This window comes from Pseudomonas sp. NPDC089569, assembly GCF_050280625.1.
GTDB lineage: Bacteria > Pseudomonadota > Gammaproteobacteria > Pseudomonadales > Pseudomonadaceae > Aquipseudomonas.
The window spans coordinates 1-24293 of sequence record NZ_JBNNVQ010000050.1; the positions used below are offsets into that span (position 1 = coordinate 1).

23 protein-coding genes and 2 pseudogenes are annotated in these 24293 nt (G+C 60.3%); 9 read left to right on the forward strand and 16 right to left on the reverse strand.

Annotated elements, in window-relative coordinates:
- Nucleotides 1–96: 96 nt before the first annotated feature.
- Together ACQKP2_RS19050 and ACQKP2_RS19055 are read right to left on the reverse strand one after the other, a co-directional pair.
- Nucleotides 97–159: pseudogene (locus ACQKP2_RS19050) on the reverse strand (hypothetical protein); the annotation flags it as partial.
- A gap of 2 nt (nucleotides 160–161) precedes the next feature.
- Nucleotides 162–488 (reverse strand): annotated as a pseudogene (locus tag ACQKP2_RS19055) (ATP-dependent zinc protease family protein); the annotation flags it as partial.
- 276 nt (nucleotides 489–764) lie between these two features.
- Here ACQKP2_RS19055 and ACQKP2_RS19060 point away from each other — a divergent pair.
- The 3 genes from ACQKP2_RS19060 to ACQKP2_RS19070 all read left to right on the forward strand — a co-directional run bounded on the left by ACQKP2_RS19060 (nucleotide 765) and on the right by ACQKP2_RS19070 (nucleotide 3994).
- On the forward strand, nucleotides 765–1169 hold the full coding sequence (locus tag ACQKP2_RS19060; RefSeq protein WP_427578607.1) for an RNA-binding S4 domain-containing protein: 405 nt from the start codon (nucleotides 765–767) through the stop codon (nucleotides 1167–1169).
- Between the two features lie 201 nt (nucleotides 1170–1370).
- Nucleotides 1371–2273, forward strand: a complete 903-nt coding sequence (gene hslO, locus ACQKP2_RS19065; protein WP_427578608.1) for an Hsp33 family molecular chaperone HslO — start codon at nucleotides 1371–1373, stop codon at nucleotides 2271–2273.
- Nucleotides 2274–2452: 179 nt separating this feature from the next.
- A complete protein-coding gene (locus ACQKP2_RS19070) occupies nucleotides 2453–3994 on the forward strand; it encodes a phosphoenolpyruvate carboxykinase (protein ID WP_427578609.1) in 1542 nt (513 codons plus the stop codon).
- 82 nt (nucleotides 3995–4076) lie between these two features.
- On the opposite strand, the gene nadS is transcribed toward ACQKP2_RS19070, so the two are convergent.
- The 3 genes from nadS to ACQKP2_RS19085 form a co-directional block, all read right to left on the reverse strand.
- A complete protein-coding gene (gene nadS, locus ACQKP2_RS19075) occupies nucleotides 4077–4364 on the reverse strand; it encodes a NadS family protein (RefSeq protein ID WP_427578610.1) in 288 nt (95 codons plus the stop codon).
- Nucleotides 4365–4366: 2 nt separating this feature from the next.
- The gene (locus tag ACQKP2_RS19080) at nucleotides 4367–4681 is read right to left on the reverse strand and encodes a type II toxin-antitoxin system RelE/ParE family toxin (protein WP_427578612.1); all 315 of its coding nucleotides are present in this window, start codon (nucleotides 4679–4681) and stop codon (nucleotides 4367–4369) included.
- Between the two features lie 83 nt (nucleotides 4682–4764).
- Nucleotides 4765–5064 carry a hypothetical protein gene (locus ACQKP2_RS19085; RefSeq protein ID WP_427578613.1) on the reverse strand — a complete coding sequence of 100 codons (300 nt, stop codon included), beginning with the start codon at nucleotides 5062–5064 and terminating at the stop codon, nucleotides 4765–4767.
- A 581-nt stretch (nucleotides 5065–5645) separates the two neighbouring features.
- On the opposite strand from ACQKP2_RS19085, the gene ACQKP2_RS19090 reads away from it, so the two are divergent.
- The 3 genes from ACQKP2_RS19090 to ACQKP2_RS19100 all read left to right on the forward strand — a co-directional run bounded on the left by ACQKP2_RS19090 (nucleotide 5646) and on the right by ACQKP2_RS19100 (nucleotide 9564).
- Nucleotides 5646–7580, forward strand: coding sequence for a RecQ family ATP-dependent DNA helicase (locus ACQKP2_RS19090; protein ID WP_427578615.1), 1935 nt, complete (start codon nucleotides 5646–5648; stop codon nucleotides 7578–7580).
- 162 nt (nucleotides 7581–7742) lie between these two features.
- Nucleotides 7743–8969, forward strand: a complete 1227-nt coding sequence (locus tag ACQKP2_RS19095; protein WP_427578616.1) for a 3-hydroxyacyl-CoA dehydrogenase NAD-binding domain-containing protein — start codon at nucleotides 7743–7745, stop codon at nucleotides 8967–8969.
- Nucleotides 8970–9138: 169 nt separating this feature from the next.
- Nucleotides 9139–9564: an acyl-CoA thioesterase gene (locus ACQKP2_RS19100; protein WP_427578617.1), complete on the forward strand. Its 426-nt coding sequence runs from the start codon at nucleotides 9139–9141 to the stop codon at nucleotides 9562–9564.
- Nucleotides 9565–9629: 65 nt separating this feature from the next.
- On the opposite strand, the gene ACQKP2_RS19105 is transcribed toward ACQKP2_RS19100, so the two are convergent.
- The 4 genes from ACQKP2_RS19105 to ACQKP2_RS19120 form a co-directional block, all read right to left on the reverse strand.
- Nucleotides 9630–10118 (reverse strand): glycine zipper domain-containing protein, encoded by a 489-nt coding sequence (locus ACQKP2_RS19105; RefSeq protein WP_427578619.1) that lies wholly within the window; start codon nucleotides 10116–10118, stop codon nucleotides 9630–9632.
- Between the two features lie 356 nt (nucleotides 10119–10474).
- On the reverse strand, nucleotides 10475–12823 hold the full coding sequence (locus ACQKP2_RS19110) for an FdhF/YdeP family oxidoreductase (RefSeq protein ID WP_427578620.1): 2349 nt from the start codon (nucleotides 12821–12823) through the stop codon (nucleotides 10475–10477).
- Nucleotides 12820–13659 carry a formate dehydrogenase accessory sulfurtransferase FdhD gene (gene fdhD, locus ACQKP2_RS19115; RefSeq protein WP_427578621.1) on the reverse strand — a complete coding sequence of 280 codons (840 nt, stop codon included), beginning with the start codon at nucleotides 13657–13659 and terminating at the stop codon, nucleotides 12820–12822. Before fdhD ends, ACQKP2_RS19110 begins: the two co-directional genes overlap by 4 nt.
- A 92-nt stretch (nucleotides 13660–13751) precedes the next feature.
- Nucleotides 13752–14639, reverse strand: coding sequence for a LysR family transcriptional regulator (locus ACQKP2_RS19120; RefSeq protein WP_427578622.1), 888 nt, complete (start codon nucleotides 14637–14639; stop codon nucleotides 13752–13754).
- Between the two features lie 135 nt (nucleotides 14640–14774).
- On the opposite strand from ACQKP2_RS19120, the gene lysM reads away from it, so the two are divergent.
- Nucleotides 14775–15215, forward strand: coding sequence for a peptidoglycan-binding protein LysM (lysM, locus tag ACQKP2_RS19125; RefSeq protein WP_427578624.1), 441 nt, complete (start codon nucleotides 14775–14777; stop codon nucleotides 15213–15215).
- 127 nt (nucleotides 15216–15342) lie between these two features.
- Here the strand turns inward: lysM and yrfG are convergent, their stop codons facing one another.
- Nucleotides 15343–16005, reverse strand: coding sequence for a GMP/IMP nucleotidase (yrfG, locus tag ACQKP2_RS19130; protein WP_427578625.1), 663 nt, complete (start codon nucleotides 16003–16005; stop codon nucleotides 15343–15345).
- An 89-nt stretch (nucleotides 16006–16094) separates the two neighbouring features.
- Between yrfG and nudE the strand changes: the two genes are divergently transcribed.
- Entirely contained in the window at nucleotides 16095–16661 is a 567-nt protein-coding gene (gene nudE / locus ACQKP2_RS19135) for an ADP compounds hydrolase NudE (protein WP_427578626.1), read from the forward strand.
- A complete protein-coding gene (gene cysQ / locus ACQKP2_RS19140; RefSeq protein WP_427578627.1) occupies nucleotides 16658–17485 on the forward strand; it encodes a 3'(2'),5'-bisphosphate nucleotidase CysQ in 828 nt (275 codons plus the stop codon). Before nudE ends, cysQ begins: the two co-directional genes overlap by 4 nt.
- Nucleotides 17486–17732: 247 nt before the next feature.
- On the opposite strand, the gene ACQKP2_RS19145 is transcribed toward cysQ, so the two are convergent.
- The 6 genes from ACQKP2_RS19145 to rfbB are packed head-to-tail and all read right to left on the reverse strand — an operon-like array spanning nucleotide 17733 to nucleotide 24285.
- Nucleotides 17733–18188: a YiiD C-terminal domain-containing protein gene (locus tag ACQKP2_RS19145; protein WP_427578629.1), complete on the reverse strand. Its 456-nt coding sequence runs from the start codon at nucleotides 18186–18188 to the stop codon at nucleotides 17733–17735.
- A 40-nt stretch (nucleotides 18189–18228) separates the two neighbouring features.
- Nucleotides 18229–19611 (reverse strand): sigma-54-dependent transcriptional regulator, encoded by a 1383-nt coding sequence (locus ACQKP2_RS19150; protein WP_427578630.1) that lies wholly within the window; start codon nucleotides 19609–19611, stop codon nucleotides 18229–18231.
- Nucleotides 19608–21416 carry a sensor histidine kinase gene (locus tag ACQKP2_RS19155; RefSeq protein WP_427578632.1) on the reverse strand — a complete coding sequence of 603 codons (1809 nt, stop codon included), beginning with the start codon at nucleotides 21414–21416 and terminating at the stop codon, nucleotides 19608–19610. The genes ACQKP2_RS19150 and ACQKP2_RS19155 overlap by 4 nt, the downstream gene beginning before the upstream one ends.
- A gap of 36 nt (nucleotides 21417–21452) precedes the next feature.
- Entirely contained in the window at nucleotides 21453–22334 is an 882-nt protein-coding gene (gene rfbD / locus ACQKP2_RS19160) for a dTDP-4-dehydrorhamnose reductase (RefSeq protein WP_427578634.1), read from the reverse strand.
- The gene (gene rfbA, locus ACQKP2_RS19165) at nucleotides 22331–23206 is read right to left on the reverse strand and encodes a glucose-1-phosphate thymidylyltransferase RfbA (RefSeq protein WP_427578635.1); all 876 of its coding nucleotides are present in this window, start codon (nucleotides 23204–23206) and stop codon (nucleotides 22331–22333) included. Before rfbA ends, rfbD begins: the two co-directional genes overlap by 4 nt.
- Nucleotides 23203–24285, reverse strand: a complete 1083-nt coding sequence (gene rfbB / locus ACQKP2_RS19170; RefSeq protein WP_427578637.1) for a dTDP-glucose 4,6-dehydratase — start codon at nucleotides 24283–24285, stop codon at nucleotides 23203–23205. The genes rfbA and rfbB overlap by 4 nt, the downstream gene beginning before the upstream one ends.
- Nucleotides 24286–24293: the final 8 nt, after the last annotated feature.

Here is a 24293-nt window from a genome sequence, read left to right on the forward strand (position 1 = left end):
AGCAGTTCAACCCCAGCCAAGGCTCACTCTGGTCTTGGCCGTCATACCAATGCAATTTTGTTAGCCTGAGTCCTTTTTCGACGGCAACGTCCGGATGTCTTTGATGTATTGCTCTTGCTTGCCTTTCTTGACCTTGTACAGCGGCGGCTGGGCGATATAGAAAGGGCTTTGGAACCGAGTAGCAGGCGATAGCGCATGGACTTGCGGCACGCGAGGGTGAACTCGACCCGCCAGACCCGATCACCCAGGGCCAGCGTGGTGCTGATCACATATCGCACCTGTGCGTGACCGTTTGAGCTTTTGATGGTTTTCATCGTCACCAGCGGTGCCTCGCAGCGACGGTGACGCAGTTGTATCACCGTGCCCAGGTGCGCGGTAAAACGCACCCACTGTTCGCCGTCCCGGTCGAATAGCTCGATGTCAGTGGCATGCAGGCTGGAGGTGCTGGCGCCGGTGTCGATTTTTGCCCGAAGGCCCGCGACTCCCAGATCCGGGAGCGCCACCCATTCGCGCAGACCGATGACGGTCAAGTGGTCAAATGTCTTCAAAATTGCTCAACCGGTGGAAACCGCGATGGTCTCAGGTGACCGAATTCGCGGTATTCACGCAGAATAATGATTAAAAGGCGACAGATATCTACGGCCCGGTTTTCCACCCCCGGCGGGACCTTGTGGAATGTCGGCATTGTAATGCGCGTTGGTGGAATTCTTGGCACGAGTGAAACGGTAGTACAGTTCACCAATATTTCAGAACGAGGAAATCCCGTGGCACAAAAAAGCGACGAGGACGATAAAGTCCGTCTCGATAAGTGGTTGTGGGCTGCACGGTTCTACAAAACGCGTGCCTTGGCCAAGGCAGCGATTGAAAGTGGCAAGGTGCATTGCCGGGGTGAGCGCTGCAAGCCAGGCAAGGAGCCACGCCTGGGCGATGAGTTTGTGATCCGCACTGGCTTCGATGAACGTACGGTTGTGGTTCAGGCGCTGTCGATCGTGCGCCGTGGCGCGCCGGAAGCGCAGACACTGTACGCCGAGACTGAAGACAGTATCGCCAAGCGTGAAAACGCTGCGGCCCAGCGCAAGGCTGGCGCGTTGGGTGTCAGCACCGATGGCAAACCGAGCAAAAAGCAACGGCGGGATCTGTTCAAGTTTCGCGGCAGCAGTAACGAGTAGCCCCAATTCAGGCCTTTGCCTGTGCAAGACTTGCAATTGGTCGAATGAATGACCATATCGGGGGATTCCCCGACGGCACCGCGCGCTGATAAATAGCCGCTCGTCGAAAATCCCTACAGCATCCGACCCCATGGGCCATAAAGAGGGCCTACGGCGTCAGAGGCGTTGAACTCCCAATTTTCATTTCAGATACCCAGACTTATGACCGATCTAGCGGATAGCGACTTCACCCAACGCTTCATCTTCGATGACAGCGACACCCGAGGCGAGATGGTCTCGCTGGAGCTCAGTTACGCTGAAGTCCTGGCCAAGCACGCCTATCCGGAGCCTGTCGCGCAACTGCTCGGTGAACTGATGGCGGCTGCGGCGCTGTTGGTTGGCACATTGAAGTTCGATGGGCTGCTGATCCTTCAGGCTCGCTCCGAAGGCCCGATTCCGTTGCTGATGATCGAGTGCTCCAGCGAGCGCGACATTCGTGGTCTGGCCCGCTATGAGGCCGACCGGATTGCTCCCGACGCCACGCTTGCCGACCTGATGCCCGACGGCTCGCTGACATTGACGATCGATCCTGTCCGGGGTCAGCGCTATCAAGGTGTCGTCGATCTTGACGGCGAAAACTTGTCCGACTGCTTCACCAACTACTTCGTCATGTCCCAGCAGATCGGTACTCGAATCAAACTCTGTGCCGATGGCCGTCGCGCTCGTGGCATGCTGCTGCAGCAATTGCCCGCCGACCGCCTCAAGGATGAAGAAGAACGCGCAGCCAGCTGGCAGCACCTCACTGCGCTGGGCAGCACGCTGACCAGCGATGAACTTTTGAGCCTGGACAACGAGACCGTGCTCCATCGTCTCTATCACGAAGAGCAGATCCGTTTGTTCGACGTGCAGAAACTGCGTTTCCGCTGCAGCTGCTCTCGCGAGCGTTCGGCCAATGCATTGGTCAGTCTGGGGATGGAAGACGCGCAGCAATTGGTGATTGAACACGGTGGCAACATCGAGATCGACTGTCAGTTCTGCAATCAGCAATACCTGTTTGATGCTGCCGACGTTGCTCAACTGTTCGCCGGTGCGGGTGTCGACACGCCGTCAGATACCCGTCACTAAAACGGTTCAGCGCAGGTAAATTCACTGGTTAGTGCCGGAATAACGCCGTTACGACGGGAGGGCCCTACTCTTTTTGGGCTTTTCTGGCATAATCCGGCGCACTTTTTTCGCGGTAGTAGTGCACGACTTTCTACTACAAAACGTTTGGAGCACTCGGCCACTGGCCGACGGGGAACCTCATGACGCAAGCCAATAACGCCGTGTACACCGATCTGAGTGTTGATGATCTGGTTAAAGAAGCCCTCAACCGCGGTGAAGGCGAGCTTGCCGATACCGGCGCACTGGTCGTTCGCACCGGTCATCGCACCGGCCGCTCGCCAGTCGATCGTTTCATCGTTGATGAGCCGACCACCTCGGCCGCCATTGCCTGGGGCCCGATCAACCGCAAGTTCCCGGCCGACAAGTTCGATGCCCTGTGGGCTCGCGTTGAAGCCTTCAACAATGCGCAAGAGCATTTCGTTTCCCACGTTCATGTAGGTGCGGCCGCCGATCACTACCTGGCCGTGAAGATGACCACCCAGACCGCCTGGCAGAACCTGTTCGGCCGCTGCCTGTTCATCACCCCTGAGCAGTACAACCCTGCTGGCCGTGAAGAGTGGCAGATTCTCAACGTCGCCAACTTCGAGTGCGTTCCAGAGCGTGATGGCACCAACTCCGATGGCTGCGTGATCCTCAACTTCGCCCAGAAGAAGGTGCTGATCGCCGGCATGCGCTACGCCGGTGAAATGAAGAAAGCCATGTTCTCGGTGCAGAACTTCCTGCTGCCGGCCGCCGACGTGCTGCCAATGCACTGCGCCGCCAACATCGGTGAAGCAGGCGACGTGACCCTGTTCTTCGGTCTGTCCGGTACTGGCAAGACCACCCTGTCGGCCGACGAAAGCCGTTACCTGATCGGTGACGACGAGCACGGTTGGGGCGAAGGCGTTGTCTTCAACATGGAAGGCGGCTGCTACGCCAAGTGCATCGACCTGTCCGAGAAGAACGAGCCGGTCATCTGGAAAGCCATCAAGCACGGCGCGGTACTGGAAAACGTTGTCATCGACGACGCCAAGCACGCCGACTACGCCGATGTCAGCCTGACCCAGAACAGCCGCGCGGCCTACCCGCTGGAGCACGTTGCCAAGCGTTCCGAAGCGAACCTGGGCGGCGAGCCTAATGCTGTGATCTTCCTGACCTGCGACCTGACCGGCGTACTGCCGCCAGTCTCGATCCTGAACAACGAACAGGCGGCCTATCACTTCCTGTCCGGCTACACCGCACTGGTCGGTTCGACCGAAATGGGCTCGGGCGGCGGCATCAAGTCGACCTTCTCCACCTGCTTCGGCGCGCCGTTCTTCCCGCGTCCGGCCGGCGAATACGCTGAGCTGCTGATCAAGCGCATCAACGGCTTCGGCTCCAAGGTCTACCTGGTCAACACCGGCTGGACCGGCGGCGGCTACGGTGTTGGCAAGCGATTCAACATCCCGACCACCCGTGGCGTGATCGCAGCGATTCAGAGCGGCGCTCTGATCGGTGCCGAGACCGAGCACCTGGACACCATCAACCTCGACGTGCCACTGGCCGTTCCGGGCGTTGAGACTGGCCTGCTGAACCCACGCAACACCTGGGCCGACAAAGCCGCCTACGACGAAGCCGCCAAGGCACTGGCCGGCCTGTTCATCGAGAACTTCAAGAAGTTCGACGTGAGCGACGCCATCAAGGCTGCGGGTCCAAAGCTGTAAGTGTTGGTTTGATGCAATGAAAAAGCCGCCCTTCGGGGCGGCTTTTTTGTTGGCGTCACGTCCTGAAATAGAACTGCATCGCTCACTCAGCTAACGCGTTCAGTACATGGACAGGGTCATTATGAATTGCTTTTAGCAAGGCTTTGGCAGGCCCTGTAGGTTGACGGCGGCCCTGTTCCCAATTGCGTAAAGTGCCAAGCTGGACATCAATCAACGCTGCGAACTTGGCTTGAGTGAGACCAGTAGCCTTGCGGATTTCTTTGACTTGCAGTGCGTGGACAGTGAATTCGCGAGAGGGCTGGCGCTCACCTCGCAGAATTTCGTTCATCTCTTGAACACTCTCCATCAACTCGTCAAAAAATTTGCTCATGTCTATCTCCAGTGCTCAATCGCAGCTTTCAACGCCTTACGCTCATCGACAGTCAGGTCTTGCTGGCCATTCTTGGGGTAAATCATCAATAAAACTATCTGAGACATTGAGACGAAGTGGTAATAGATCACTCGTGCTCCGCCTCGTTTGCCGTGACCTTTTGCCGCGATCCTAATTTTGCGAATCCCGCCAGTATCTTCGATCACATCGCCTGCTGATGGATTCCGTACCAGTACATTCTGTAAAGATGTATAGGCTTCGTCATCTATCAGATCTTTGGCCCTGCGGGTAAAGGCTGAGGTTTCAATAAAAATCATAGCAAATGTACGTCATTGACTTACTTTTAGGAATGTTGGCTTGACGAATCGCCCTTCGCAGAAGCAACGAAATAGCGTCGATATCAGACCGGCGCTTTCCAGTTGAGCAAGCGCTGCTGCGCGACTTTGAGCAAGTCACAGCCGTCCTGAGTCAGCAAGTAAAGCGCGTGGGTGATATGCGGGATGTCTTCGACGTCGCCGTCCTGGAAGCTTTGGCAGTGCAGGGTTCTGAGCAATTCGCTGGAGGCTCGGATGCGCTGGAGGGCGGCTTCGAGGATGTCTTGCGGGTTGGCTTGTGTGTCGATGATCAGGGGCGGCGAGTCGGTGAGGTTGGTATGGAGCGGGAGGTAGCGCTCGCTGGAGAGCGGAGTCCATTTGTTCATTGGTATTTTCTCTTTTAATTGTCGATTAACCGCCACCATCGTGACCAAGCGATTGGAGGCGGACTGTGTTCAGGTTGGTCAAACCAGGGAGAGATAACCCAGGCACGCCGAAGCGTCCCAAACACAGCCGCCATAAAGCGTGCCGACAAAAAGATGTCGGCAGCATACAAGCGCCTGCGTAAGTTTTCTCTCATTTTCAGGTGACCAAGCCCGAGTCGCTGATTTGGCAGCGACAGTCCGGACTATAGGTTTGAGTCACTGATTGGCGATAGGCGACAAGGTGTCTTCTTTTGTAGGACCGTGCCGAAGCTTTGATAGGGCGTTGCTGACGGATTTATCCACAGTGCACCGCGTTATCGTTCATCGCGAGCAGGCTCGCTCCCACAATGAATCTGCGGCGTTCACAAGTCCCGTGTGGGAGCGAGCCTGCTCGCGAAAGCAATCTGTCAGTCACCTGATTCCTCAAGCCCCTGCGGCATCCGCTGTATCATCCCGTATCCTTTTTGCCCCGACCTTTTCTCGACTCGCTGCAATCGCCGGCTAGGCTTTGCTCACCGCAGCGGTCAATGGAGTGACAGCGTATGCACAACACCCTGGAACAGGTTTTCGGTTATCCGCAGTTTCGTCCCGGGCAGGAAGCGGCGGTCAGCGCGGTATTGGCCGGGCGTTCGGCGGCGGCGATTTTCCCGACCGGTTCCGGCAAGTCCCTGTGCTATCAGTTGCCGGCGGTCCTGCTGCCGCACCTGACGCTGGTGGTCTCGCCTTTGCTCGCCTTGATGCAGGACCAATTGGCGTTCCTGCAACGCCATGGCATCGCGGCTGGCAGTATTGATTCGGCCCAGAGCCGCGATGACGCCAGCGATGTAATGGCCCGCGCCAAGTCTGGCGAATTGAAGATTTTGATGATCTCGGTGGAGCGTCTGAAGAACGAGCGCTTCCGCCATTTCCTGCAGCAGGTGCCGATTTCTTTACTGGTGGTGGACGAAGCGCACTGTATTTCCGAGTGGGGGCATAATTTCCGCCCCGATTACCTCAAGCTTCCGGATTACCAACGGCAATTCAACATCCCTCAAGCCCTGCTGCTGACGGCCACCGCCACGCCCAAGGTGATCGCCGACATGCAGGCCCGATTCGCCATTGCCGCCGAGGATGTGGTGACCACCGGTTTCTATCGACCCAACCTCAATCTGTGGGTTGAGCCGGTGCGCGGGCAGGACAAGCGCCGGCGTCTGGTTGAATGGATGAGCCAGCGTCCGGGGCAGCCGAGCATCGTCTATGTCACCTTGCAGAAAACCGCCGAGCAGATTGCCGAACACCTGAACCGCAACGGTATTCAGGCCGAGGCCTATCACGCCGGTTTGCCCCACGATCAGCGCGACGGTATCCAGAAGCGTTTCATGGATGGGCAGTCCGGTTGCATCGTCGCCACTATCGCGTTCGGCATGGGGATCGACAAGAGCGACATCCGCAACGTGGTGCATTTCGACCTGCCCAAATCCATTGAGAACTACAGCCAGGAAATCGGTCGCGCCGGCCGCGACGGGCAAGCGTCCGATTGCCTGGTGCTGGCCAACCGCGACAGCCTCAACGTGCTGGAGAACTTCGTCTACGGCGACACGCCTGAACTTGAGGGTATCCGCCGCGTACTGGACGAACTGCAAGCCTGCGCGCCTGAAGGGCAGTGGGAGTTCTTGTTGGGGCCGCTGGCGGACCAGAGCAATATTCGCCAGCTCCCTCTCAAGACGTTGCTGGTGCAACTGGAGCTTCGTTCAATCATCGCCCCGCGCTACGCCTACTACGCCGAATACCGCTTCAAATACGTGCTGGAACCCGAGGCGCTACTGGCCCGCTTCGAAGGCGAGCGCAGGGATTTCGTCGCTGCGATCATCCAGACCTCCAGCCGCGCGCGAACCTGGGTCACGGTGAGTTTCGAGGCGCTGTATGAGCAGCATCAGGCTGAGCGCAACCGGGTGGTCAAGGCGCTGGACTATTTTCAGGAAAAGGGTTGGATCGAGCTTGAAAGCAAGCAGATGACCGAGGTCTACAGTCTGCTGCAAACAGACTTCGATTCCCGGTCACTGAGCGAGCAATTGCATGCGTATTTCGTTCGGCATGAGCAAACCGAGATCGCGCGAATCCACGCCATGCTCGACCTGTTCGCCACCGACCGATGCCTGGGCTATCGCCTGGCCGAGTATTTCGGCGACGACAATGCACCCCGTCAGTGCGGGCACTGCTCGGTGTGTCATGGGCAAGTGGCGCGGCTGCCCGAGCCACCGGCATTACCGGCACTTGTGGATAAAAAATTCGAAGCCTTGTGCGGTGATTTTATCCACAGGCACGAGCAGCACACGGACAACATCCCGTCGGCTGAGCGGGTGACGCGGTTTCTAAGCGGGATCAGCGTGCCGTTGTTCACCAAACTCAAGGCACGATCAATTTCCGGGTTTGCGGCGCTGGAAGGTTATCCCTATGCCGAGGTGCTGGAGTGGGTAGAAGCGCATTTGACTGAATGAAAGTTGTCCCTTGTTGGAGCCGGCTCGCTCCCACGGAAATCCCCGCGGGTTGGGACGCACATCCATCTGCTGAATGCTGCTCATCACAGGAATAAATTTCAAAAAAGTGCAGCGGCTGACTATGGTGGGGGTTGTCTTCGGATCGCCAACAAGGAAAACAACATGAGCCAGGCACCGTTCAACATTCAGCGCGCAGCCGTGATCGGCGCGGGAACCATGGGGCGCGGCATTGTCATGTGCCTGGCCAACGCCGGCGTGGCGGTTCAGTGGGTGGATAACAACCCGCAGATGCTGGAGCAAGCATTGGCAGCCGTGGCCGACACCTACGCCCACAGCGTGCGGCAAGAACGCATTGATCAGGCTGAAGCGGACGCTCGCATCGCCCGTGTTTCGGCGGCGGCCGATTATGCAGCCATCCGCGATGTCGACCTGGTGATAGAAGCCGTTTACGAAAACCTGGAGCTCAAGCAGAGCATCTTTCGCGACCTGGATGGGCTGCTCAAACCCGAAGCCATTCTGGCCAGCAATACCTCGGCGCTGGACATCGACGCCATCGCGGCGGTCACGCGCCGTCCGCAGCAGGTGCTGGGCCTGCATTTCTTCAGCCCGGCGCACATCATGAAATTGCTGGAAATCGTTCGCGGCGCGCAGACCTCGTCGGCGGTGATCGAAGCTGCGCTGGTGCTGGGCAAGCGTATGGGCAAGGTCAGTGTCGTGGCGGGTAACTGCGACGGTTTCATCGGCAATCGCATGCTCAATACCTACGTACTGGAGGCGCGCAAAATGCTGCTGGAGGGCGCCTACCCTTACCAAGTGGATGCAGCGCTGCAAGGCTTCGGTTTTGCCATGGGGCCGTTTCGCATGTTCGACGTGGTGGGTGTCGACCTGCAATGGCGGGCGCGCCAGCTGTCCGGGAAAGGCCAGGATGCACCGCAAGTCCAGGTGGATAACCGCCTGTGCGAATTGGGGCGTTTTGGCCAGAAGAGCGGCAATGGTTATTACCACTATGAGCCGGGCAGCCGTCAGGCCGAACATGATCCGCAGGTCGATGCGCTGGTGCTGCAGGTCAGCGAGGGCCTGGGTTTCCACCGTCGTGAAATAGGCCCGGAAGAGATTCTGGAGCGCTGCTTGCTGGCACTGGTCAACGAAGGCGCAAAGATTCTTCAGGAAGGCATCGCCGGGTCGGCCCATGACATCGATCTGGTGTACCTCAACGGCTACGGTTTTCCGGCGGATAAGGGCGGGCCCATGGCCTGGGCCGACCAGCAAGGGCTGACCGACATCCATCAGCGTCTGATGGCGCTGGAGACCCGCCAGGGGGATCACTGGAGCCCGGCACGGCTGGTGGGTGAGTTGGCGGCGGCAGGGAAGGGGTTTGCTGACCAGTGATTGATGTTGCGCCTGTGAGGGCGCTATCGCGAGCAGGCTCGCTCCCACAAGGGCCTGCGGTGATGGCAGATTTTTGAGCCTGGCCGAGTTCCAATGTGGGAGCGAGCCTGCTCGCGATGGGTACACTCCGCTTTCACCTTGGACAGGTGAACCCACTCAGGAATCGAAGATGACGACTCAACGCACCGACTATCCACACTTCCAGCCCATCACCACGCGCTGGCATGACAACGACGCCTATGGCCACGTCAACAATGTCACCTACTACAGCTTTTTCGACACGGCGGTGAACACCTACCTGATCGAGGTCGGTGGCCTGGATATCCATGATGGCGAGTTGGTCGGCTTCGTGGTGAGTTCGGCGTGCGATTACTTTGCTTCCATCGCGTTCCCGGACCGGATCGAGATCGGCCTGCGGGTGGGCAAGCTGGGCAACAGTTCAGTGCAGTATGAGCTGGCAGTGTTCAAGCAGGGGGAAGAGGAAGCCTGCGCGGCAGGGCGCTTCGTGCATGTGTTTGTCGATCGCGCGTCGAATCAACCGGTGGCGATTCCTGCCGGGTTGCGTGGAGCGCTGGAGCGTCTGGTGGTTGGATAAAGCAAAAAAATCGCAGCCCTTGGGCTGCGATTTTTGCTGTACTCACCGGCGAGGCGCTCGAGGCCTTAGTCGCGGTAGTACCTGTGGTGGTGCTTGCGATGGCCATAGGCATGGCCGCGGCCCGGATGGCGATCGTGCCAGTAGCGACGATCATCATGGTCACGGTAGGAGCGACGGTCGCCGTCTTCATCATCGTACTCCTTGCCCATGTGGTTACCCAGCGCGCCACCGACGCCACCACCTGCGGCAGCACCGATAAGGCTGCCCGTGGTGCCGCCCATGCTGCGGCCGACCACGTTACCGCCTGCCGCGCCCAGCGCACCGCCAATGGCCGCTTCGCCACGGCTGTGTTTGTTTGCGCCGACTGCGCTACCACCTGCGCCGCCAATGGCCGCACCGATGGTGGATCCTGTACTGCCGCCGATCGACTGACCGACGACCGAGCCCAAAACCCCGCCCAATGCGCCACCTACACCTGCTTCAGTGGTGCCGCCAGCAGACGCAATGCCACTGACCAGGCCAAGGGACAACAAGAGAATCGAGGAGAACTTCATGGGGGAACCTCAGGGGGATGACGGCGCGATCCTGAGGCTGTGTCAGAGGTGTGACAATCGAAATCCGACGAGTAACACGACTTGCGCACATTTCTATAAGTTGCTGTTTTATGGGCGGAACTTAACGTTTTTTCGCCGGTCTTTAGCTACTTCGCAAAGGCCGTTTTTATCAAAAAACGGCCTTTTTTGTGGGCGCTTGAAAGGGTTGGATCAACGCGAAGTATCGGGATTGATATTAAATCGCTTTCGCGGGCAAGCCTCGCTCCTACGGTTGTGTGTCGTGCACCTATTTCGTGAACGACATACAACCGTAGGAGCGAGGCTTGCCCGCGAAGAGGCCAGACCCCGTCGCCGCGTTATGCCGACTTCGCCAGAATCAAACCGGACTCGCTCGCCGCTTCCAGGCGGATCGCCACGAACTTCGACGTCGGCGTGTGGCTGCCATCGCCCGTGCTTTCCAGCGGCACCAGCGGGTTCACTTCCGGGTAGTACGCGGCCGCTTGGCCGGCAGGGATGTCGAAGGCGAGCAGGGTGAACCCTTTGACCCGACGCTCGACGCCATCATCCCACAGCGAAACGATATCGGCCTTTTGCCCCGGCTTGAAGCCCAGGCGAATGATGTCGGCCTCGTTGACGAACAACACGTCGCGTTGCCCCTTCACGCCGCGATAGCGGTCATTGAGGCCATAGATGGTGGTGTTGTACTGATCGTGGGAGCGCATCGATTGCAGGATCAGATCCGGCAAAACGCCCGTGGCGCGGGTGCGGTCGTGAATCAGATCCTTGGGCAGGCTGTTGGGTTTGAAGTTGGCCCGGCCTGAAGCGGTGTTCCACTTGCGCGCGCCAGCGGCATTGCCGAGGTAGAAACCTCCCGGGTTCTTGAGCTTCTCGTTGAAGTCCTGGAAGTTGGGAATGGTCTCGGCGATCAGGTCGCGGATGCGCCTGTAGTCGGCCACCAGCCAGTTCCAGTTCACCGGGTGGTTGCCCAGTGTTGCTGCGGCGATGCCGGCGAGGATTGCAGGCTCGGAACGCATCTGATTCGACAGCGGCTGCAATTGACCGTTGGAGGCATGGACCATGCTGAACGAGTCTTCGACGGTTATCGCCTGGGGGCCTTCGGCCTGCAGGTCGATGTCGGTCCGGCCCAGGCACGGCAGAATCAGCGCTTCCTTGCCGTGAACCAGATGGCTGCGGTTGAGCTTGGTGCTGATCTGCACGGTCAGGTCGCAATTGCTCAGGGCCTGGAAGGTCCGTGGGCTGTCAGGGGTGGCCTGGGCGAAGTTGCCGCCAAGGGCGACGAACACTTTTGCCCGGCCTTCGGCCATGGCATGGATCGCCTCGACCACGTTGTGGCCGTTTTCGCGGGGCACCTTGAACTGGAAGCGACGTTCCAGCGCATCCAGGAACGCCGCTGGCGGGCGTTCGTTGATGCCCATGGTCCGGTCGCCCTGCACGTTACTGTGGCCACGCACGGGGCACAGGCCTGCGCCAGGGCGGCCGATATTGCCGCGCAGCAGCATCAGGTTGGCGATTTCCTGGATCGTCGCCACCGAATGGCGATGCTGGGTGATCCCCATCGCCCAGCACATGATGACGTTCTTGCCCTTGAGGTACATGCGTGCGGCTTGCTCGATCTCGACCAGGCTCAGGCCCGACTGCTCGACGATCTGCTCCCAGGAGGTGTCGTCGATGACGGCCAGGTACTCCAGCACGTTGACGCTGTGCTCGTTGAGGAATTCGTGATCGAACACGGCCGGGGCGCCTGCCTTCTGCGCCTCGCGCTCCCATTGCAGCAGGAATTTGGCCATGCCGCGCATGATCGCCATGTCACCGCCCAGTGCCGGGCGGAAGTAGGCGGTGTTGGTCGGCCTGTCGCCGTTGGTCAGCATTTCGATCGGGTGCTGCGGGTGCTGGAAGCGTTCCAGGCCACGTTCCTTCAGCGGGTTGATGCACACCACCTGCGCGCCGCGTTTGACCGCTTCACGCAGCGGTTCGAGCATGCGTGGGTGGTTGGTGCCGGGGTTCTGGCCCCAGACGAAAATCGCATCGGCGTGCTCGAAGTCATCGAAGGTCACCGTGCCCTTGCCGACGCCAACACTTTGCGACAACGCCACACCGCTGGCCTCGTGGCACATGTTCGAGCAATCCGGAAAGTTGTTGGTGCCATAGGCGCGCACGAACAGCTGGTAGAGAAAGGCCGCTTCGTTGCTGGCGCGTCCCGAGGTGTAGAACTCGGCTTGATCCGGGCTCGACAAGCCGTTCAAGTGTTTGGCGATCAGGGCGAACGCATCGTCCCAACTGATCGGCTGGTAGCGATCGGTTTGCGCGTCGTAGCTCAAGGGCTCGGTCAGGCGGCCCTGATACTCGAGCCAGTAGTCGCTCTGCTCCAGCAACGAGGTGACGCTGTGCCTGGCGAAGAATTTGCCATCGACACGGCGCTTGGTCGCTTCCCAGTTCACCGCTTTGGCGCCGTTCTCGCAGAACGCCACCATGCCGCCCTCCAGCGAGTCGCCCCAGGCACAACCGGGGCAGTCGAAGCCGCCGTTCTTGTTGGTCTTGAGCATCATGCGCAGGTTCTTCAGCGCGTTGTCGCTGGTCAACCAGGCCTGGGCGACGCTGATCAGCGCGCCCCAGCCACCGGCCGGGCCTTTATAGGGCTTGTAGCGAGGAACGGGGGTCTGGTCGGCTTGGCGGTGTTGACTCACGCTTGTTTCTCCAGCGCCGGGCTGTAGACCCGAGGCGCGCTCTTCTGTGGCAAATGGATGAGGTTGAGGTTGTGGCGACGAGCCCATTGCACGGCCAGGCCTGTGGGCGAGGACAGGCTGACCAGCGTCTGAATGCCGGCGCGCAACACTTTCTGAATCAGTTCGAGGCTGCAGCGGCTGGTGACAATCGCCAGGCCGCCGGTGATCGGGATATTGCGACGGATCAGTCCGCCGATCAGCTTGTCGAGGGCGTTGTGCCGACCGATATCTTCACGGCCCAGCAACAGTTCGCCCTGGTCGTTCATGAACACCGCCGCATGCACGGCACCGCAGTGCTGGCCCAGTGGCTGGAATTGGCCGATGCGTTGGCGCAGGCCGTCGAGCCATTCGAGGGGAGGCAATGGGGCGCCGGGCAATACCTTGAGTTCCGGCAGCGCCTGCTCGACCGCTTCCACGCCGCAGAGCCCGCAACCGCTGGTGCCCGCCAGCTGCCGACGCTGCTGCTTGAGGTTCCAGAATGCGCGGTTGGCGATGGTCACTTGCGCGTATTGCGCCGAGCCTGAACCACTGAGTTGCAGGTCATAGATGTCAGTGGCGTCCTGGATGATGCCGCTGCCGAGGCTGAAGCCAACGATGAAATCTTCGAGGTCCGTCGGCGTGACCAGCATCACGGCCTGGCTGATGCCGTTATAGGAGATCGCCAGCGCCACTTCCTCGGCCAATGCAGCACTGGCCGATTCGCAGCATTCAAGGTCGCTGTAGCTGTAGGTCTGGCTGGCAGCAGGTGCGGGCGTTGCGGGGGCAGGCGCCACGCAGGCAGGGCGCTTGTCGTTCATGGCATCACCGACGGATTGATCAGCTTTAAGCCTAGGCGCGTCAACTTGTCGCGTCTAATCGCTAATACTGATCTACCGATAGATGCCGTCGATCAAGCGCGGGCCAACGATTGTTGATAAATCGCGAAGCACGCCTCTGCCAGGGCCGAACGTGGTGCGCTGCGTCGCATGATCATCCCCAGACGGCCAAGGGTTCGCGCATTTTCGATGGGCTGCAGGCGCAGATGCTCGGTCAGGCCTGCGAGGCTGCCTTCCAACGGCATCACGGCGCAGCACAGGCCGCCGTGCACGGCTTGCAGCAGTTGATGCACGGCATCGGTCTGCAGCAAGGGTTGCGGGGTGAGGCCTCGGCTGTGGAAGTTGTGGTCGATGGACTGGCGAAAATGCATGCCGCTGGTGAGCATACCCAGCGGCAGTTCGATCAGCGATTCCCAGCTCAGCGGCGCCTCGCCGAAGCTGAAGAAGCGTTGATCGTACAGCAGGCCCATGCTGGTTTCGCTGAAAGCCAGCGATTCGAAGTGCTCGGCGTCCAGGCGCTCCAGATACGACACGCCCAGATCCAGGCGGTTATTCGACAACTGTTCGAGGATCTGCTCCGAGCTCAATGCCGAGAGTTCAAAGCGCAGATGGGGGTGTTCGGCATGCAGGCGCTGCAACAGCGGCAGAGGGTCGAAGCTCGACAACGGCACCACACCCAGGCGCAAGGTGCCGACCAGATTGCCGCGACAGGCAGCCGCTTCGGCGTACAGGCCGTCGTAGGCCGCCAACACTGTGCGTGCCCAGGCCAGCACCCGTTCGCCCGGCGCGGTGAAGCCTTCGAAGCGTTGCCCGCGATTGACCAGCGCCAGGTCGAGTTCTTCTTCAAGGCTGCGCAGGCGCATGGACAGGGTTGGCTGGGTGATGTGGCATCGCGCGGCAGCCTGGCCGAAGTGCCGGGTTTCGTCGAGGGCGACGAGGAATTTCAGCTGCTTGATGTCCATCTTCGCTCCTGGGCGCGGGAAGGCGGGGATTCTATCGTCGGGGGGCAGCGGCGTCATTGGTCGGGAGGAATTCGCGGGCCACGGTGGTGGTCTAGGCTTTTGCGTCTGGATCCCGAAACCCAAGGAGCGTGCACCATGAGTCTTTTGAGCTTTGTGAAAGAGGCGGGCGAGAAGCTGCTGGATCTGCTGACGCCAGGCAACGCCAATGCCAGTGAGCAGTTGAAGGAACACATCAGCAAGGTCGGCCTGGGTAACCCGAATGTGCAGGCGACGGTCGATGGCGACAAGGTCACGGTGACCGGCGAAGTGGCCAGTCAGGAAGAGAAGGAAAAAATCCTGCTGGCCGTGGGCAACATTGCCGGTGTCGGTAGCGTGGATGATCAGATCACCGTGACCGGGCCTGTGGCCAAGGCCGCCGTATTTGTCACCGTCGTGAAAGGTGACACCCTCAGTGCGATTTCCCTGCGCGTGTACGGTAATGCCAACCAGTACAACAAGATCTTTGAAGCCAACAAACCGATGCTGTCGCATCCGGACAAGATCTACCCCGGACAGTCGTTGCGGATTCCCGAGTAACGTTCAGTACCGCGTAATGGCCTTCGCGGGCAAGCCTCGCTCCTACAGGTATCGTGTCGTGCGCATCATTTGTGAACGACATAAATCCTGTGGGAGCGGGCTTGCCCGCGATGCAGGCGCCTCGATCTCAAAGCCCTGCAATCAAATCCCGATAATTCCCGACCGCCGCAAACTCGGCGGTGTCTTTGGGCCCCTTGCGGCTGTCCGGCTCTTTCACGGCCAATAGATGCGCCACGCCGAAACTCCGCGCGCTGCGCAGGATCGGCAGCGTGTCGTCGATAAAAAGGCTGCGCGCCGGGTCGAAGTTGATGTCTGCCTGCAACGCTTCCCAGAACTGGGGGTTTTCCTTGGGGTAACCGTAATCGTGGGAGCTGATCAATCGTTCGAAGTAGGGCGCCAGTTCGATTCTTTCCAGTTTCAAGGACAGGGAGTCGCGATGAGCATTGGTGATCAGCACCACGCGTTTGCCGGCCTGCTTGATCGCTGCCAGAAAGGTATCGGCATCCGGGCGCAAGGCGATCAGGTGCGCGGTTTCCAGTTTCAGTTCGCGCACCGGCAGCTTGAGTTCGGCGCTCCAGAAATCCAGGCAATACCACTGCAGTTGACCGGCATTGCGTTCGAACAGCGGCTGCAACTCAAGCTCGGCCATGGCCCGGCTCACTCCGTGCAGGTCGGCATAGCGCTGCGGCAGGTGCTCCAGCCAGAAGTGATTGTCGAAATGCAGGTCCAGCAGTGTGCCGTCCATGTCCAGCAGAACGGTATCGATGTCGGACCAGGGAAGTGAAGGCATGGCAATGTCTCGAACGATAGAAAGATATCTGGCGTAAATAATCGGTGGAACCCGCGTTATAGTAGCGCGTTCACGCCAAGGAGCTTTGCATGCGCCAGAAACCCACCATCCTCGCCCGCGAGGTCGTCGCCACCAGCCGATTATTCTGCGTCGAAGAGCTGAAGTTGCGCTTTTCCAACGGCGTGGAGCGCACCTACGAGCGATTGGTCGGCAAGGGCGCCGGGTATGGCGCGGTAATGGTCGTGGCGATGCTCGATGCCGAGCACGCGGTTTTGGTCGAGGAGTACTGCGGCGGCACCGATCAGTACGAGTTGTCGCTGCCCAAAGGCCTGATCGAACCGGGCGAAGATGTGCTGGCGGCGGCCGAGCGCGAGCTCAAGGAGGAGGCCGGGTTTGGCGCGCGGCAATTGGAACACCTGACCGAGTTGTCATTGTCGCCCGGCTACATGAGCCAGAAAATCCAGGTGGTACTGGCCACCAATCTGTATGAAGAGCGCCTTCCAGGCGACGAGCCGGAGCCGATGGGCCTGGGCAAAGTCAACCTTCGGGAGTTGTCGGCCCTGGCGCAAAACCCTCAGTTCACTGAAGGGCGTGCCTTGGCGGCACTGTATCTGACCCGTGATCTGTTGACCCAGCGTGGGGTGTTTCTGCCATGACGTTTTCTCATCCGTTGATGGCTCCAGTGGTGGCGCTGGCGTTGAAAGCCGGCGAGGCCATCCTGCCGTTCTGGCGAACCGGTACCGAGGTGACGGCCAAGGCTGACGATTCGCCCGTCACCGCTGCTGACCTTGCCGCCCACCATGTGATTCTTGCCGGGTTGACGGCGCTGGACCCGAGTATCCCGGTGTTGTCCGAAGAGGACGCCGGCATTGCGCAAAGCGTGCGTGCCGGGTGGCAGCGCTGGTGGCTGGTGGATCCGCTGGACGGCACCAAGGAATTTATCTCCGGCAGTGAAGAGTTCACCGTCAACATCGCCCTGATCGAGCAGGGGCGCGTGGTGTTCGGTGTCGTTTCGATGCCGACCAACGGGCGTTTTTATGTGGGCGGTACCGGACTGGGCGCGTGGCGCGGCGGCGAAGGTACCGAGCCGCAGCCGATTCAGGTTCGCAACGCACCGCCGGCGGGCAGCGCGTTCACCGTGGTTGCCAGTCGTCGCCATTCCAGCCCTGAACAGGAACGCTTGCTGGCCGGGCTGAGTGCGGGCCTTGGCGAGCTGGAGCTGGCCAACATCGGCAGCTCGCTGAAGTTCTGCCTGTTGGCGGAAGGCTCGGCCGATTGTTACCCGCGCCTGGCGCCGACCTCACAGTGGGACACGGCGGCAGCTCAGGGTGTGCTCGAAGGGGCCGGGGGCGAGGTACTGGATTTGAGCGGTGCGCCGTTCTGTTATCCAGCGCGGGAATCGCTGCTCAACGCGTTCTTCCTGGCACTGCCCGCGAAGGCGGCGTGGCGGGACAAATTGCTGGCACTGGCCACGTTGTAGATCGGCGGTGCCGTTGAAAACGCTTTCGCCTGTAGGAGCGAGGCTTGCCCGCGAAGGTGGCCTTGCGTCTGGCGGTGCCTTTGAAAATGCCTTCGCCTGTAGGAGCGAGGCTTGCCCGCGAAGGCGGCCTTACGTCTGGCGGTGCCTTTGAAAATGCCTTCGCCGGCAAGCCTGGCTCCTACGAGGCGAAAGCGAGCTGGCGCCATGCGAGATCATCGCAGGCGCCTTCATCGGCACTCATTGCCCTTCAACGGTGCAACACGTATTGCCCGGTAAACGTCACCGCATCTTCATCGCTGCCTGCATTCACCACGCGCGTTTGCAGGCTCAGGCGTGCACGGCCATAGCGTTGGTACATGGCCAGAAACTTCTTCCACACTTGCGCGTTCGGCGCCTGGCAAATGGCATGGGCGTCACCGGTGACCGGTAGCGGGTAGTTGATCTGTCCTTCCTGAATCACGATGTGCCCATCGGTGATGCCTTCTTCCTTGAGACGCAAATGCAGCCATCCCCAACCTGCCAGTACGGCACCGCAATACAGGCTGCCACCGAACATGGTGCTCTTGTGGTTGACGTTGGCATCCAGCGGCAAGTGCAGGCGCAGTTGCAGGTCGTGCCAGTCCAGTACTTTGAGGCCCATGTCCCGGGTGAGGGGTATATCGTGGTGCAGGACCGATTCCAGTTGACGGCTTTCGCGGCTCATTGAGCGGCCTCTTGTTTGAAGTGGTTGATTGGCCACCGGCTCAATCGGATTCGTCGGTCTGGCTGTCGGCGAAGCTCAGGCCGTGTTTGCGCAATTTGTCGTGCAAGGTCTTGCGCGGTATGCCAAGTGCTTCGGCGACACTGCGCACTGAACTGTGCGAGCGCGCCAGTTCGGCGGCAATCAGGGATTTTTCGAAGTTTTCCACCTGTTCGCTCAGCCCGCCGCTGACCCTGTGCGCCAGGATGCCGGGAGCGTCCTGCGCCTCGTTGTCATCGAGTGCCAGTTCCAGGCCGAGGGCGAAGCGTTCCGCCGCATTCTGCAGTTCGCGCACGTTGCCGGGCCAGGGGTGGCGCAGCAGCAGGGCGCGCTGGCCCGGTTGCAGTTCATGGGGCGGCAGGCCGTGGCGGGTGCTGGCCTCGTCGGCAAAATGCTGAAACAGCACCAGCGCATCTTCGCCGCGTTCACGCAGTGGCGGAATACGCAGTGGCGCGACGTTCAGGCGGTAATACAGGTCGGCGCGGAAACGGCCCTGGTCTGCGGCCTGACGCAAATCTTCCTTGGTGGCGGCAATGATGCGGATATCCAGCGGGATCAACTGATTGCCACCCAGGCGCTCGACCACCCGCTCTTGCAGCAAGCGCAGCAATTTGACCTGTACATCCAGGCTCATGCTTTCGATTTCATCGAGGAACAATGTGCCGCCGTTGGCGAATTCGAATTTGCCGATTCGACGTTTCTGCGCCCCGGTGAAGGCGCCCGGTTCGTGGCCGAACAATTCGCTTTCGACCACCGATTCGGCCAGCGCGCCGGCGTTGATGGCCACGAAAGGGCCGTTTCTGCGGTTCGACAGATCGTGCAGCGCACGGGCCACCACTTCTTTACCGGCGCCGGTTTCGCCGAGGATCAACACGTCGGCTTTTGTGGCTGCCAGGGCGCCGATTTGCTCGCGCAGGCGTTGCATCGACGGCGATTGCCCCACCAGGCGCGTGCTCAGTTCAGTACGATCGCTAAGGGCCAGGCGCAGGCTGCGGTTATCCAGCACCAGTCGGCGCAGGGCCAGGGCGCGGCGCACGCTGTCGAGCAGGGCGTCGCTGGAGAAGGGCTTTTCCAGAAAATCATAGGCCCCGGCGCGCATGGCCTGCACCGCCAGTGGCACGTCGCCGTGCCCGGTGATCAAGAGCACCGGCAGTTCCGGGTCCTGGGCGTGAAGTTCGTTCAGCAGTTCAAGACCGTCCATGCCGGGCATGCGAATGTCGCTGACCACCACTCCCGGCCAGTCGCGTTCCAGTTGCCCGGCCAGGCCTTTGGCTTCGGCCAGCGACAGAACCTTCAGGCCCGCCAGATCGAGGGTCTGGCTCAGGGCCTGGCGCAAATGGGGATCGTCGTCGATCAACACGACCTGGATGCGATTGTCGATGGTCATGCACTTCGGTCCTCGGACGGTTGCAGGCTCACACCCGGCGCGCCTGCACGCAATTTCAGGGTAATCAGGGCGCCACCTTCCTTGTGGTTGGCGAATGACAGTTCACCGCCGAAGGCGCGCATTAGGGTCTCGCAAATCGCCAGTCCCAGGCCAAGCCCCTGAGTACGGGTCTTGGTGGTATAGAAAGGCTCGCTGGCGCGACCCAGGGCCTCCAGGCAAAAACCGGGGCCGTTGTCGCGAATGTACAGGTTGACGCCATCGGCGCTGGTTTGGGCACTCAACCAGAGTTTGCGCGGCGGGCCTTTTTCCGTCAGGGCGTCCAGGGCGTTGGCCAGCAGGTTGCCCAGCACCTGGCGCAGGCGGGTCTCTCCGGCCTCGACCCACAAGGTTGCGGCGGGCAAGTCACGGATCAGCTCCACGTCCATACTGCGCCGGCGCTTGGCCAACAGGGCCAGGGCATCGTCCAGTGCCGGTTGCAGGGCGACACTTTCCGGAGCGTGGCGGTCGCGTCGGGCAAAAGCGCGCAAATGGGCAATGATCGAGGCCATGCGCCCCGTCAGTTCGCTGATCAGCTTGAGATTGCCGCGGGCATCGTCGGTGCGTTGGTGGTCGAGCAGTATTTCGGCGTTCTCCGCGTAGCTGCGGATGGCAGCCAGCGGTTGATTGAGTTCATGGCTGATGCTTGCCGACATCGTCCCGAGCGCCGACAACTTGCCGGCCTGCACCAGGTCATCCTGGGCGCGCACCAGTTCCTGCTGGGCCTGCTCGCGCTCCAGCACTTCCTGCTTGAGTCGGCGGTTGAGGCCTTCCAGGTCGCTGGTGCGTTCGGCGACCCGGCCTTCCAGTTCGCGACGGGCCTTGGCTTCGAAGGCGATGCGCTCCAGATAATGACGGCGGCGCTGCATCATCAGGCCCAGCAACAGCATCACCACCAAAAGCGTCGCGCCACCGATGGCCACCACCGTGCGTACCGGGCGGTCGATCAAGGTGCGCGGGGCGAGGATGCTGACGTTCCAGCCGGTTTCCGCAATGGCCTGGGTCTGTGTCAGCCACGCGTTGGGATTGAGCTTCAGTGGCAGCGGTTCGCGAGTGGGGTAAGGCTGGATGGCGCTGATGGACTTGCGTTCCTCTTCGCTCAAGGGGCGGGTCAGGCGAAAGCGCCAATCCGGCCGCGAGGTGAGGATGACCACGCCGTTCTGATCGGTCAGCAGCAGTTGTTCCGGGGTTTTGCCCCAGAGGCTTTCAGTGTGGTCCAGGTCAACCTTGACCACCAGCACGCCGGTGATTTTCTCGCCATCGCGCACGGCGGCGGCGAAGAAGTAACCGCGTTTGGCGGACGTGGTGCCGAGGCCGAAAAAACGCCCGAGCCGCCCGGCCATGGCTTCGCTGAAGTACGGCCTGAACGCAAAATTGCGCCCGACGAAACTGTCGTGTTTGTCCCAGTTGGAGGCCGCCAGGGTCTTGCCCGTGGTGTCCATCAGGTACATGACTTCGGCGCCGGTCTGGCTGCTGATATTTTTTAACAGTCGATTGGCATTGCCCTGGGTGACACCATCATCCGGCGCGCCAAGCACCGCGCGCAGTGCAGGCAGATCGCCGAGGATTTGCGGCAACACTTCATAACGATGCAGGGTGCCCAGCAAGTTGGCGACGTAGAGATCGAGGGTCTGGCGATTCTGTCCGGTCAGTTCGCTGCGGTAGTAACGCTCGGCCAGATGCTGCAGCGGCCACAACAGCGGCGCCAGGCATAGCGCAAGCAGGGCCAGGCTGCGCCAGCGGGGTCTGGGTGGGAGGGTCGCAGTCATAAGCATCAAGCGCCTGAGGGTACAGGCGCATTATGCCTAGGCTTGTTCGTCAAGACACTCGCGTAGCGCGGTTTGCCAGTGCGACTGGCTGACCCCCCACTCCCGTTGCAGGGCACTGCAATCGAGGCGCGAGTTCAATGGGCGCGTTGCAGGTGTTGGGTATTCACTGGAGGCGATCGGTACCAGCGTTGCGCAAGGCTTGCCCTGGGCCCGCAAGGCTTGGCCGATGGCCTGGGCAAAACCGAACCAGGAAGTTTCGCCCTGGGCGGTCAGGTGATAGGTGCCCCACGCGCCGGCCTGGCCTGCCCGCCAACGCTGGATCAGGGCGCAGGTGCTGTCGGCGATGGTGCCTGCCCAAGTGGGGGCGCCTGTCTGATCGCTGACCACGCGCAGCTCCGGTTTTTCGGTGAGCAGCCGCTGCATGGTCAGTAGGAAATTGCGGCCAAGGGTCGAGTAAACCCAACTGGTGCGCAGTATCAGATGCTGGCAGCCGACGTCGATGATTGCCTGTTCACCCGCGAGTTTGCTGGCACCGTAGACATTCAACGGATTGGTCGTATCGGCCTCGAGGTAAGGGCTGGTTTTGCTGCCATCGAACACGTAGTCGGTGGAGTAGTGAATCAGCGGCACCTCAAGCTCAAGGGCTTGTTCGGCCAGGATGCCGGGAGCAATGGCGTTGATTGCGAAGGCTTGCTCCTGTTCGTGCTCCGCCTGATCGACCGCCGTATAGGCGGCGGCATTGATGATCAGGTCGGGGCGCAGTCGTTGTAACTGCTGACGAATAGACGCCGGTTGCGTCAGGTCGAGTTGATCGCGACCACAGACGATCAGCTCGCCCAACCCGCCCAGGCGCTGTTGCAAGGCCTGCGCGACCTGACCCTGCCGGCCGCAGATGAGTATTTTCGGCGATACACTCATGGTGTCTCGCCGGCCACGGTAAAGAGGTACTGGCCGTAGCCGGTCTTGCCGAAATAGCGCGCCTGATTCAGTAGCTGCTCGCGGCTGATCCAGCCGTTGTTATAGGCAATTTCTTCCAGGCAAGCGACCTTCAACCCCTGGCGGTTCTCGATGGTCTGCACGTACTGCGATGCTTCGAGCAAGCTTTCGTGGGTGCCGGTATCCAGCCAGGCGAAACCGCGACCGAAACGTTCGATGTGCAAATCGCCACGCTGCAGGTACGCATTGTTGATGTCGGTGATCTCCAGCTCTCCGCGAGGCGAGGGTTTGAGCGACTTGGCGATCGAGATGACATCGTTGTCATAGAAATACAGGCCGGTGACCGCGTAACTGGATTTCGGCTTGGCTGGTTTTTCTTCGATCGACAGTGCTCGGCCTTCGCTGTCGAAATCAATGACGCCAAAACGCTGAGGGTCCTTGACCCAATAACCGAAAACCGTGGCCCCGGAACTGCGGTTTACTGCGTTTTGCAACTGCACGCCCAAATGCGGGCCATGGAAAATGTTGTCGCCCAGGATCAGGCACACGGGGTCGTTGCCAATGAACTCCTCGCCAATCAGGAACGCCTGGGCCAAACCGTCAGGCGACGGCTGTTCGGCGTAGCTGATGTTCATTCCGAACTGGCCGCCGTTGCCCAGCAGACCCTGATACCGCGGCAGATCCTGAGGCGTGGAGATCAACAGAACGTCTTTGATGCCGGCCAGCATCAGCACCGAGATCGGGTAGTAAATCATCGGTTTGTCATAGACCGGCAGCAGCTGCTTGGATACGCCGAGTGTGATCGGATGCAGGCGTGTGCCGGAGCCGCCCGCCAATACGATTCCTTTCATCATGCTATGAGGTCCTTAATGGAGGTGAAACCCAGTCGTTCCCCTTGGTAGCTGCCATCCTGGACATGGCGACACCACTCCAGGTTATCCAGATACCACTGAACGGTCTTGCGCAAGCCGCTTTCGAACGTCTCTTTGGGCACCCAGCCCAGTTCGCGTTCTATTTTGCTTGCATCGATAGCGTAGCGCAGGTCATGGCCGGGGCGATCGGTGACGAAGGTAATCAGGTCGCTGTAGTGCGCGACGCCTTCAGGCTTGCGCGGTGCCAGCTCTTCGAGCAATGCACAGATGCCACGTACGACATCAATGTTCTTTTGCTCGTTGTGACCGCCGATGTTGTAGGTCTCGCCGACCTTGCCTTCAGTCACCACGTTGAGCAGCGCACGGGCATGGTCTTCGACATACAGCCAGTCTCGCACTTGCAGGCCATTGCCATACACAGGCAGAGGCTTGCCCTTGAGTGCGTTGAGAATCACCAGCGGGATCAGCTTTTCAGGGAAATGAAAAGGCCCGTAGTTGTTCGAGCAGTTGGTCAGCACCACGGGCAGGCCATAGGTGCGATGCCAGGCCCGGACCAGGTGATCCGATGCGGCTTTGCTGGCGGAATAGGGCGAGCTGGGGGCGTAGGCCGTGGTTTCCGTGAACAGGTCGTCTACACCGTGGAGGTCACCGTAGACCTCGTCGGTGGAGATGTGATGAAAACGGAAGGTGTCCTTTTCAGCGGCAGGCAGTGTTTGCCAGTAGCCACGCGCGGCTTCCAGCAGGCTGTAGGTGCCGACGATATTGGTCTGTATGAAGTCCGACGGGCCGTCGATGGAACGGTCGACGTGGGATTCGGCCGCCAGGTGCATGATCGCGTGAGGCTGGAAACGGTTCAGTACCGCGCTGACGGTTGCCTGGTCGACGATGTCGGCTTTCACGAATTCGTAGCGTGTATCGCTGGCGATGCTGGCCAGCGATTCGAGATTGCCGGCATAGGTCAGCTTGTCCAGGTTGAGTACTTCGTGATCAGTGTGCTGTATCAGATGACGAATCAGGGCCGAACCAATGAAGCCGGCACCGCCGGTGATGAGGATGCGCATGTGAGAAT

Coding starts and splice junctions, on each gene's coding strand:
- hslO (WP_427578608.1), top strand. CDS start 1,371: ATGACCGATCTAGCGGATAGCGACTTCACCCAACGCTTCATCTTCGAT.
- nadS (WP_427578610.1), bottom strand. CDS start 4,364: ATGAGCAAATTTTTTGACGAGTTGATGGAGAGTGTTCAAGAGATGAAC.
- fdhD (WP_427578621.1), bottom strand. CDS start 13,659: ATGAACGACAAGCGCCCTGCCTGCGTGGCGCCTGCCCCCGCAACGCCC.
- yrfG (WP_427578625.1), bottom strand. CDS start 16,005: ATGCCTTCACTTCCCTGGTCCGACATCGATACCGTTCTGCTGGACATG.
- lysM (WP_427578624.1), top strand. CDS start 14,775: ATGAGTCTTTTGAGCTTTGTGAAAGAGGCGGGCGAGAAGCTGCTGGAT.
- nudE (WP_427578626.1), top strand. CDS start 16,095: ATGCGCCAGAAACCCACCATCCTCGCCCGCGAGGTCGTCGCCACCAGC.
- ACQKP2_RS19145 (WP_427578629.1), bottom strand. CDS start 18,188: ATGAGCCGCGAAAGCCGTCAACTGGAATCGGTCCTGCACCACGATATA.
- rfbB (WP_427578637.1), bottom strand. CDS start 24,285: ATGCGCATCCTCATCACCGGCGGTGCCGGCTTCATTGGTTCGGCCCTG.
- ACQKP2_RS19120 (WP_427578622.1), bottom strand. CDS start 14,639: ATGGACATCAAGCAGCTGAAATTCCTCGTCGCCCTCGACGAAACCCGG.
- ACQKP2_RS19070 (WP_427578609.1), top strand. CDS start 2,453: ATGACGCAAGCCAATAACGCCGTGTACACCGATCTGAGTGTTGATGAT.
- ACQKP2_RS19155 (WP_427578632.1), bottom strand. CDS start 21,416: ATGACTGCGACCCTCCCACCCAGACCCCGCTGGCGCAGCCTGGCCCTG.
- ACQKP2_RS19150 (WP_427578630.1), bottom strand. CDS start 19,611: ATGACCATCGACAATCGCATCCAGGTCGTGTTGATCGACGACGATCCC.
- ACQKP2_RS19080 (WP_427578612.1), bottom strand. CDS start 4,681: ATGATTTTTATTGAAACCTCAGCCTTTACCCGCAGGGCCAAAGATCTG.
- rfbA (WP_427578635.1), bottom strand. CDS start 23,206: ATGATGAAAGGAATCGTATTGGCGGGCGGCTCCGGCACACGCCTGCAT.
- ACQKP2_RS19085 (WP_427578613.1), bottom strand. CDS start 5,064: ATGAACAAATGGACTCCGCTCTCCAGCGAGCGCTACCTCCCGCTCCAT.
- ACQKP2_RS19100 (WP_427578617.1), top strand. CDS start 9,139: ATGACGACTCAACGCACCGACTATCCACACTTCCAGCCCATCACCACG.
- ACQKP2_RS19090 (WP_427578615.1), top strand. CDS start 5,646: ATGCACAACACCCTGGAACAGGTTTTCGGTTATCCGCAGTTTCGTCCC.
- cysQ (WP_427578627.1), top strand. CDS start 16,658: ATGACGTTTTCTCATCCGTTGATGGCTCCAGTGGTGGCGCTGGCGTTG.
- ACQKP2_RS19095 (WP_427578616.1), top strand. CDS start 7,743: ATGAGCCAGGCACCGTTCAACATTCAGCGCGCAGCCGTGATCGGCGCG.
- ACQKP2_RS19105 (WP_427578619.1), bottom strand. CDS start 10,118: ATGAAGTTCTCCTCGATTCTCTTGTTGTCCCTTGGCCTGGTCAGTGGC.
- rfbD (WP_427578634.1), bottom strand. CDS start 22,334: ATGAGTGTATCGCCGAAAATACTCATCTGCGGCCGGCAGGGTCAGGTC.